Source organism: Rhizobium sp. BK008 (assembly GCF_014197345.1).
GTDB lineage: Bacteria > Pseudomonadota > Alphaproteobacteria > Rhizobiales > Rhizobiaceae > Rhizobium > Rhizobium anhuiense.
This window is the reverse complement of sequence record NZ_JACIFK010000005.1, coordinates 23,670-33,593: the sequence shown is the minus strand read 5'-3', so window position 1 is coordinate 33,593 and position 9,924 is coordinate 23,670. Positions and strand designations below refer to the sequence as shown.

General features: G+C 61.3%; 8 protein-coding genes. All 8 read right to left on the bottom strand.

The window, feature by feature from the left end:
• Position 1: 1 nt before the first annotated feature.
• On the bottom strand, positions 2-733 hold the full coding sequence (locus FHT69_RS20550; RefSeq protein WP_063473897.1) for a nucleotidyltransferase family protein: 732 nt from the start codon (positions 731-733) through the stop codon (positions 2-4).
• Positions 734-746: 13 nt separating this feature from the next.
• Positions 747-2,264 (bottom strand): tRNA (adenosine(37)-N6)-threonylcarbamoyltransferase complex ATPase subunit type 1 TsaE, encoded by a 1,518-nt coding sequence (gene tsaE / locus FHT69_RS20545; protein WP_063473898.1) that lies wholly within the window; start codon positions 2,262-2,264, stop codon positions 747-749.
• A complete protein-coding gene (locus FHT69_RS20540) occupies positions 2,261-4,846 on the bottom strand; it encodes a PAS domain-containing sensor histidine kinase (protein WP_063473899.1) in 2,586 nt (861 codons plus the stop codon). Before FHT69_RS20540 ends, tsaE begins: the two co-directional genes overlap by 4 nt.
• A 203-nt stretch (positions 4,847-5,049) precedes the next feature.
• Positions 5,050-6,450 (bottom strand): adenosylhomocysteinase, encoded by a 1,401-nt coding sequence (ahcY, locus tag FHT69_RS20535; protein WP_047616091.1) that lies wholly within the window; start codon positions 6,448-6,450, stop codon positions 5,050-5,052.
• Between the two features lie 274 nt (positions 6,451-6,724).
• Complete coding sequence (locus FHT69_RS20530) at positions 6,725-7,000, bottom strand: HPr family phosphocarrier protein (protein WP_003544133.1); 276 nt, start codon at positions 6,998-7,000, stop codon at positions 6,725-6,727.
• Between the two features lie 9 nt (positions 7,001-7,009).
• Complete coding sequence (locus tag FHT69_RS20525) at positions 7,010-7,411, bottom strand: PTS sugar transporter subunit IIA (protein ID WP_003544139.1); 402 nt, start codon at positions 7,409-7,411, stop codon at positions 7,010-7,012.
• A gap of 150 nt (positions 7,412-7,561) precedes the next feature.
• Positions 7,562-8,011, bottom strand: coding sequence for an HPr kinase/phosphorylase (locus FHT69_RS20520; protein WP_047615973.1), 450 nt, complete (start codon positions 8,009-8,011; stop codon positions 7,562-7,564).
• Entirely contained in the window at positions 8,008-9,798 is a 1,791-nt protein-coding gene (locus FHT69_RS20515; RefSeq protein WP_048338405.1) for a sensor histidine kinase, read from the bottom strand. The genes FHT69_RS20520 and FHT69_RS20515 overlap by 4 nt, the downstream gene beginning before the upstream one ends.
• Between the last annotated feature and the right edge of the window lie 126 nt (positions 9,799-9,924).

Genomic DNA, 9,924 nt, shown 5'->3' with positions numbered 1-9,924 from the left:
CTTAAGCGAACGCCCGCAATCGTCGGATCGTTTGCTCCGCCTCGCCGATCGCCTCCGGCGTTCCCACAGTCAGCCAATGGCCTTCGAGCACCATGCCGAAAAGTCGTCCGCGCGCGATCGCCTTGTCGAAATAGATATTGAGGTTGAAGGCATCCTTCGGCGCATCGTCGAACAGCGATGGGTTCATGGCGATGGCGCCGGCATAGACGACGGGATTGGATGGATCGTCGCGATAACGCGCCAGCCGGCCATCGGCCGCCAGACTGAAGTCGTTCTTGCCGTTGTGACCCGTCGTATCTTCAATCCCAACGCAAAGCAGCGCCATATCCATGCGGTCGGCATCGAAGAATCCGGCTAAGCGTTGCAGGTTCGTCGGCCGCCCCGGCTGTTCGCCGATCCAGAAGAGATCGGCATTCATGACGAAAATATTGTCGCGGGTAAGCAGGTTGAGCCCCTTCGCCAGCCCGCCGCCGGAATTCATCAGCGCGTCACGCTCGTCGGAAATGACGATGTCGAGGCCGCGATAATTCCCGAGATGATCGAGCATCTGTTCGGCGTGGTGGTGAACATTGACGACGGCGCGTTCGACGCCGGCCGCCACCAGCGAATCCAGCGCGTAGTCGATCATCGGCTTGCCGTCGATCTTCACCAGCGGCTTCGGGATCGTGTCGGTGATCGGGCGCATGCGGGTTCCGAGACCCGCGGCCAGTACCATGGCTTGTCTGATGGTCATCCTGATCCGGAACTTATGATTCGCTCTGGCCTATTCCAGCCCTTGCGCACCAATCGCGCAAGGGGGCAAGCGTTTCATGCTCGAGCGCGACATTCAGATAGGCGAGCGTGCGCGGCATGTGTTTCAGATAACCCGGCTTGCCGTCGCGCTGCAACAGCCGCACCCAGAGGCCGGCAAGCTTGCAATTGCGTTGCGCCGACATGATCGCCCAGGCCTTCATGAATCCGGTTTCGTCGAAACCGCCCTGTGCGTGGCGAAGCGTCAGATAATCAGCCATCAATTGCCGGAAGAGATCCGGCTCGATCGTCACACGCGCATCCTGGACGATCGAGGCGAGATCATAGGCCGTGGGGCCGATCATGGCGTCCTGGAAATCGATGAGGCCGATCCGTTGGATGCCCTTCGCCTGCGGTCGCCAGATGATATTCGGCGAGTGGAAGTCGCGCAGTAGCAGATTGTTCTCGGCCGATGCAAGCTCATCGATGAGCCTATCCCAGATCGCCAGATAATCCGCCCGCTCTTCTTCCGTTGCCGGTGCTCCCTGACGCTTCCAGGGCAGGTGCCAGTCGAGCACCAGCCGCACCTCCATCTTCATCGCCGTGCGGTCGAAATCAGGGATATGATGGACATGCGCCTTTCCAACAGGGATGTCCTGCGGAAATTTCAGGGCGTGCAGTTTGGCAAGGCAGGCAACGCTTTCGCGATAGCGTTCGACAATAGGCTGGCCCCGGGCATCCAGAACGCCGTCGCTGCCGAGATCTTCGATCAGCAGGATACCCTTGTTATAATCCACCTTGTAGATCTCGGGCGCCGCAAAGCCGTCCTTGCGCAGCACATCGGCGATCGCCACGAAGGGATAGGCGTTTTCGGCGAGATGCGCGACTTTGGGATAGGGTTTGCCGTCGAGAACCGGCGGTCCTTCGGCAAGCGGCGGCCAGTCCATCAGGATGACGCGCTGGTTTTCGGCCTTCGGATAGATCGCCTCATAGGCACGTAGCGAGGCATCGCCGGTCAGGAAGCGACGCCTCGCTTCGGGATAACCAGCATCGTCAAGGAAATCGCGAATCGACAGGACACGACGGATGCGTGAATTTTGTGCACCGGTAGCTCTGATTGTCGCCCGGCGGCCATTACCTTCATGTTCCAGCGTCAGCGCGATGCGCTCCGCAGGCAGTTCGCTCTCGGCCATCTCAGGCCATTCGACGAGACAGATGCCGTTTTGCAGAGCCTCGTCGAAGCCCAGTTCCATCAGTTCGGCCGGATCGCCAAGCCGGTAGAGATCGAAGTGAGAAACGGGGATGCGCAGGTCGTAGGATTGCACCAGCGTGAAGGTCGGGCTCGGGACTTCGAGCTCCTCGTCATCGGCGATGGCGCGCAGGATCGCGCGGGCGAGCGAGGATTTCCCCGCGCCGAGATCGCCGGAAAGAGCAAGGCAGTCACCGGCTTTCAGGGCCAGCGCCAAATCTTCGCCGAGGCGGAGGGTGGCCGCCTCGTCTTCCAGAAAAAGCGAGATTGCATCGCCGGTCGTCATTCGGCGGCGGCGGAATGCGGTACATCGACCGAGGGAATACGGCAGACGACGGTCGTACCATTGCCGGGTTCGCTGTCGATCGTCACGTCGCCATGATGCAGGCTGACGAAGCTGTCGACGATCGAAAGGCCGAGGCCGGCGCCGCCGCGTTTGCCGCTTTTCGCTCCCGTCGCGAAACGGTCGAAGACGGTGGCGATCATGTCAGGCGAGATGCCCGGGCCGCGATCGCTGACGGAGAAGACGAAATCCGTGCCGTCGCGATGGCATTCCAGCGAGATCGAGCTGCCTTCGGGCGAGAAATTCGCCGCATTGGAAAGCAGCTTCAGCAGGATCTGTTTCAGCCGCTGCGGATCGGCAACGATCGAGCCGAGATAGGCGGGTGCGGTGATTTCGAGTGCGACGCCGCTTTCCTGGAGACGATCGGCGATCTGCATCGACACGTCGTCGAGCAGATCGTTGAGATCAATATCCGCATAGTTGAGGCGCATGATGCCGGCATCGACGGTCGCAAGGTCAAGAATATCGTTGACCAGCGTCAAGAGAACGGAGGACGAGGTCGAGATGTGGTCGATATATTCGGCCTGCCGTTCGGTCAGCGGGCCGACGCCCGGCGTGCGCAGGAGATCGGTGAAGCCGATGATGTTGGTCAACGGCGAACGCAGCTCGTAGGACACGTGCTGGACGAAGTCGTTCTTCAACTCGTCGGCCTTGCGCAATGCTTCGTTCTTCTCGGTCAGCGCGCGCTCGGCTCGCACGCTGTCGGTCATGTTGACGAAGGTCAGCATGGTCTGGGCGTTCGGCAGCGGGATGACGGCGTAGTCGAGCACGAGGCCGGAGAAGAGCTCCAGCGTCCCCTGGCCCGAGCGGCGTTCGTCGTCGAAGCTGGTGATCAGTTCGGCGAAGGCCTTCCAGCCATCCGGCCGGTCATAAGACGGCGCGCAGGCCTCGCCGAGCGCACGGATATGGGTGCCGGGCTTGGCTTCGGTTTCCGTGATCCCCCAGAGCGCGCGGAAGGCAGGGTTCGAAAGGCGGATGCGTCCGTCAGGGCCAAACACCGCCACACCTTCGGAAAGATGGTCGATCGTTTCGCCCTGCACCTTGACCAGCGTGTTGTAGCGCGTTTCGAGATCGACCTGTTCGGTCAGGTTTTCGAACACCCAGGTGGCGCCGCCCTGCGGATGGGCGGTCGCGAAGACGCGCAGCGTCTGCCCGTTCGGCAGGTGCCAGAGATCGGATTGCGTGTCGAGCGCGCGATAGACGGAAAGCGCGGTTTCCTTCCAGCTTTTCCAGTTGAGCTGGTCCGGCAGTTTCTTCGCTGCCCGCAGCCGCTCGAGCAACTCGCTGTTGTCAGGCCGGCCTTCGAGGAAGGCGATATCGAGCTGCCAGAGCGCCACGAAGGCCTGGTTGTAGAATTGCAGGCGGCGGTCGCCGTCGAAAATGGCAACGGGAGTGGCAAGATGATCGAGCGTCTCGGCATGGCTTTTCAGCGTCCGCTCCAATTCGGCGCGCACGGCCTCTATGTCGGACACATCGATCGCGATGCCGGCCGAGCCGCCGGGAACCCTGACGTCGACGACGTCGAAGAATGTGCGGTTGCCGCGCACGACCGTCGAGATCGTGTCGTGGAAGGGCGATTCCGGCGTCGTCGTCGCGCGAATGCGTTCGCGCGCCACGGTCGTCAGCATCTCGCGGCCTTCATTGATCGCCTGCTGCGGCGAGCGCGCTTCGACCGCCTCGCCATAAGCCTGGTTGACCCAGGTGAGGCGCCCCACCGGGTCGCGCTGCCAAGCCGGCATGTCGATCGCGTCGAGCATGGTCTGGAAGGCCGAGATCGAGGTCATCAGCCGGTCGCGCTCGATCCTGAGCTCTGCGAGTTCGGCGCGCAAATTGTTAAGCGCCACGAAACGGACGAAGGCACGCCCGCCGGAAACCCGGCCCTGCGCCTCGAGGATTTCGTCGCGGATGGTTTCGACCACCATGTCGAAGCTCTGTGCCTCGTCGCGCAGCCGATCGATCGCCTTTTCCAGTTCGGAGGCCGAACGTGACTTCAGCCACAGGCCGAAGGCCAGGAATTCGCCGTCCTGCGGCGCGCCGGTCTCGGGCGGAAGCTGGCCGAGCAGTTCAGGGCGGGCATTGCCGTCCCAGATGACGATCCGCCGATTCTTGTCGGCGATCAGAGCCTGGTATTGGGAAATGCGCTGCTGGGCGTCAGAGAGTGCCGAGCGGATTTCCCGGCTCTCGTTTTCCAGATTGCCGCGCTGGCGCACGAGCCACAGCGTCGAAAGCAGTGCCGCCGATATGACGCCGATGACGACGGAAACGCCGACGACTTGCGAGGATGTGAAGAGGTGGGCCGAGGCCGCCGCCTGCTGCTCCGTCTGTGCCAGAACCGGCCGCGCCAACGCGGCAAGCGCGGTACCGGCCGCGCAGGTTTTCAGGAAGCGCGCCAATGGTCCATGCTCTTGCTTTGCGGCCTCGTGTGCCGTTGCAGATTTATATCCTTGGCCTGCCATGAGCGGGCGGCGACCGGCGCAAGCGCCATCATCCGCCTGACCGGGCAGGCTGCTTTTCATTTCCGACATCCGCGGTATGTCTCCGTCCTTCAATGTGCCGCATTACGACAAGACATCCCATTTTCGCAGCGGTCGGACGGGGTCCGGCGCCACGAATCAAGTCTTAAAACAATACTTCGGAAGGGAATCGGCGGGAAGGGAGCGTCCAAAAAATAAGCCGCGACATTTGTCAATGCCGCGGCTTCTACATCTTGTGGATATTAACGGTCGGATCAATATCTGTAGTGGTCGGACTTGAACGGGCCCTTCGGCGAGACGCCGATATAGGCAGCCTGTTCCTCGGAAAGCTCGGTCAGCTTCACGCCGAGCTTGTCGAGATGCAGGCGCGCGACCTTTTCATCGAGATGCTTAGGCAGGATATAGACCTTGTTGGAATACTGGTCGGGCTTGGTGAAGAGCTCGATCTGCGCCAGCGTCTGGTTGGTGAAGGAAGCCGACATCACGAAGGACGGATGGCCGGTGGCGTTGCCGAGATTGAGCAGGCGGCCTTCGGAAAGAAGGATGATCCGGTTGCCCTTGGGGAATTCGATCAGGTCGACCTGCGGCTTGACGTTGGTCCACTTGAGATTGCGCAGCGCAGCGACTTCGATTTCGTTGTCGAAGTGACCGATGTTGCCGACGATCGCCATATCCTTCATCTGACGCATATGGTCGATGCGGATGACATCCTTATTGCCCGTGGTGGTGATGAAGATATCGGCCGAGGAAACGACGTCCTCGAGCAGGACGACTTCATAACCATCCATGGCGGCCTGCAGGGCGCAGATCGGATCGGCTTCGGTCACCTTGACGCGGGCGCCGGCACCGGAAAGCGATGCGGCAGAACCCTTGCCGACGTCGCCGTAACCGCAGACGACGGCAACCTTGCCGGCCATCATCACGTCGGTGCCGCGGCGGATACCATCGACCAGCGATTCCTTGCAGCCATACTTGTTGTCGAACTTCGACTTGGTGACGGAGTCGTTGACGTTGATGGCCGGGAAGGGCAGCAGGCCCTTCTGGCTGAGCTGGTAAAGGCGATTGACGCCCGTCGTGGTTTCTTCGGTAACGCCCTTGATGGCATCACGCTGCTTGGTGAACCAGCCCGGCGAAGCGGCAAGGCGCTTCTTGATCTGCGCGAAGAGGATTTCCTCTTCTTCGGAATGCGGATGGGACAGCACGTCCTCGCCGGCTTCGGCGCGGGCGCCGAGCAGGATATACATAGTGGCGTCGCCGCCGTCATCGAGGATCATGTTGGAAAGGCCGCCATCGGCCCACTGGAAGATCTTGTCGGTATACACCCAGTAGTCTTCGAGCGACTCGCCCTTGATGGCGAAGACCGGAACACCGGCAGCGGCGATCGCGGCAGCGGCATGATCCTGCGTCGAGAAGATGTTGCACGAGGCCCAGCGGACTTCGGCGCCGAGCGCGACCAGCGTTTCGATGAGCACGGCCGTCTGGATGGTCATATGCAGCGAGCCGGTGATGCGCGCGCCCTTCAGCGGCTTTGCCTGGCCGAATTCGGTGCGGCAGGACATCAGCCCCGGCATTTCGGTTTCGGCGATCGTAATTTCCTTGCGGCCGAAGTCCGCAAGCCCGATATCGGCGACGACATAATCTTTTTCAGTGCTCATAGAGGTCTCCAGGCTGAAAAACGTCTCAAAATTGGCGCAGGCGCGAAGATGACCGCGCGACGGATGGGCCGCGTGCTCATGCATGTCGCCTGGAAGTGCAGCGGTTCCGGGACAACGACAGGCATAACGACGAAGAGCTAAAGTGCATTGCATGAACCAAGTTCGATGCGAACGCGCGTTAGCGCACGGCATGTCGCCGTTTAGCAGGCTTCGTCTGAGATGGCAATAAGGATATAAAGAAGTCTTTATATGTTTATATGAGCTCGGCCGGAGCTCACATTTCTTCGCCGAACCTGTTCTGGATCAGCTGATCCAGCGCCTCCAGGGCTTCCTCGGCCTGACTGCCGCTCGCCGAGACGACGACGCTAGAGCCGGGGCTGGCCGCAAGCATCATCAGGCCCATGATGGAAGTGCCGCCAACCGTCATTCCATCTTTGGAAACGGTGATGGCTGCATCGAAGGTTTCGACCATCTGCACGAATTTGGCGGAGGCGCGCGCGTGAAGACCGCGCTTGTTGATGATCAGGAGTTCCCGGGAGAGCGATGTCATGAAGGCCCGTTATTTTCCGCTGAGCACACGGCTCGCGACATTGATATATTTCCGCCCGGCTTCGGAAGCCTCCACCAGGGCCTTCTCCATGTTGTTCTCGCCGCGTACGCCGGCAAGCTTGATCAGCATCGGCAGGTTGACGCCGGCAATGACTTCGGTATGGCCGCTGCTCATCACTGATATGGCGAGATTGGACGGCGTGCCGCCGAACATATCAGTCAGGATGACGACGCCATGGCCGTCATCGGCACCGGAAACGGCTTCCAGAATGTCTTGCCGTCTCTGGTCCATGTCGTCTTCGGGGCCAATGCAGACCGTCTCGATGAATTTCTGAGGACCGACGACGTGCTCGACAGCATGACGAAACTCTTCAGCCAGCTTGCCATGAGTGACAAGCACAAGTCCGATCATGATATTACTGCTCCCATATACGCAATCGGTGGCCCCAATATCGCAATGCAGCAATTACGTCCACCGGTGGGGGCACATCTTGGCTATGAAAAGCCGAAGTGCAAGATAAAAATGCGAATATATAAGGCAGATTGACCAATCCGGAAGGCTTCAATGCCCGATATCGGGTGCTTTCGCCATCAGGATCGCAAGCGGTGCGGAAACACCTGTGAGCAACCGCAATGCGGGAAGCGAAAATCCGGCCGCAAGGCTGACGGTTTCGCCTTCGGGGGGCAGGCGGTATTCACCGGAAGCGGTGGCCGGAAGCACGGCATAATGCATGGCTGCGCTCGGAATATGATCCTGCTGAACGATGCCGGTGCCGCGAAGCTCGATCAGCCCGGCGATCGACGGTGGACATGTGGCGATGACCGTGCCGGCCTCTCCCGACAAAAGCACCTGGTCGTCGGCGACCAGTGCCGTGAAAAGCCCGAGCCGGCGCGCCTCGGTCATGCAGGTGAAGGCCAGCATCGATTTGCCCCAGCCGGAAGGGCCGCTGAACAAGAGCCCCGTTCTGCCGACGACGATCGCCGTCGCATGAATGTTCAGAGCGTCGGTCATGCGGCGGCGTCGACGGGCAAAGAGAGGATGAAGCGCGCGCCGAGCACATGTCCGCCTTCGGAATCGGTAATGTTTTCGGCTCTCAGCGAACCGCCATGGGCTTCGGCGATCTGGCGGCTGATCGAAAGGCCGAGGCCCGAATTCTGGCCGAAGCCTTCCGATTCCGGACGGTCCGTATAGAAACGCTCGAAGATACGGTCGATATTTTCCGCCTGGATGCCGGGACCATTGTCTTCGATCGTCGTGACGCAGCGCGAACGTGTCCGCACCAGCCGCACGATAATCTTGCCGCCCTTTTCCGGAACGAAAGAGCGGGCGTTCTCGATCAGGTTGGCGATGATCTGGCCGATGCGCAGATCGTGGCCGTTGACCACGAAGCGGGTCTTGACGTTCGGCTTGCGTTCGATCGCATATTCGATCTCCACCTGCTTCTTGCTGCTCCGGACCTGGCGCGAAACCTCGATCAGGTCGCGCAGCAGCACCTCCATGTCGACGGAGCCGGCATCGACGCGGGCGAGTTCGGCATCGAGGCGGGAGGCGTCGGAGATATCGCTGATCAGCCGGTCGAGACGGCGGACGTCGTGCTGGATGACATCCATCAGCCGCTTCTTGGAATCGTCGGAGCGGGCGAGCGGCAGCGTTTCGACAGCGCTGCGCAGCGATGTCAGCGGATTCTTGAGCTCGTGGCTGACATCGGCCGCGAAACTCTCGATCGCATCGATGCGGTCGTAGAGCGCCGTCGTCATTTCGCGCAAGGCGATGGAAAGATTGCCGATTTCATCCTGGCGGGCGGAGAAGTCGGGGATCTCCTCACGCGCCTTGGCGCCGCGGCGCACACGGATGGCGGCGGCCGAAAGGCGGCGCAGCGGATTGGCGATCGTCGAGGACAACACCAGCGAAAGCAGCACGTTGACGAGCGTCGCGACGCCGAAGACGCGCATGATGGCAAGCCGCTCGGCATGAACGATATTGTCGATGTCGCCCGCCTGTGTCGACAGCAGCAGCACGCCGAGCACGGCGCGGAAGCGCTGGATCGGCACGGCGACGGAAACGATGAGCTCGCCTTTTTCGGTCGTGCGCACGACCGCCCCGCGCACGCCGGTCAGCGCGTTCATCACCTCGGGATAGATCGAGCCGTCGCCACCCGGCGCCTCTTTGTAGACCGGCAGATTGCCGGGCTGCAACGCCTTGTTGAACAGGGTCGCGAACCACTCGCTCCAGGTCTGTTTCTCCTCTTCGACCGGCGGCAGATCGAAGCGCAGCACCTGCCCGCGCGAATAGAGATGGCGCGAATCGAGCAGCAGATTGGCGTCGGCATCGAAGATGCGGGCGCGCGTGCGCGTCGGAGAGATCAGCCGGCGCAGCACCGGGGCAACCTTCTCGGGGTCGATTGGGAATTCCAGGTCCTCGTCGTTCGGCACCGGGGTGATGCTCTGACCGGCCTGCAGCTCGAGCAGCTTCTGCGGATCGATGGTGATCGAGTTGGTATCGACCGACGCGGAAGCCGAAACGGCGCCGGCGATGATCTCGCCCTGCGTCAACAGGCTCTCGACGCGGGCGTCGATCAATCCCTCGCGAAACTGGTTGAGGTAGAGAATGCCGCCGACGAGCACCAGCAGCGCGGCCAGATTGAAGAACAGGATACGCCGCGTCAGGCTCGAAAACACGGCATTGCCGAAGATGCGGCGGATCAGCGTGAAGGGGTGCGACCAACGGCGGCCTCGGACGCGACGGGTGCTCACGCCCTCCGCATCGTCCAGATCCCTTTCCTGCACCAACTGTGCCAATGACAGGCCCTTTCGAAGGGCGGGGCCGGATGGAGCCGGCCCGCTGCCCTCAACAATTCCAACAGCGCCGCGCGTCTTTTCAGACGCGCAAAAGGCGCTGCAACAGTTTGAACCGCTGCATATTTT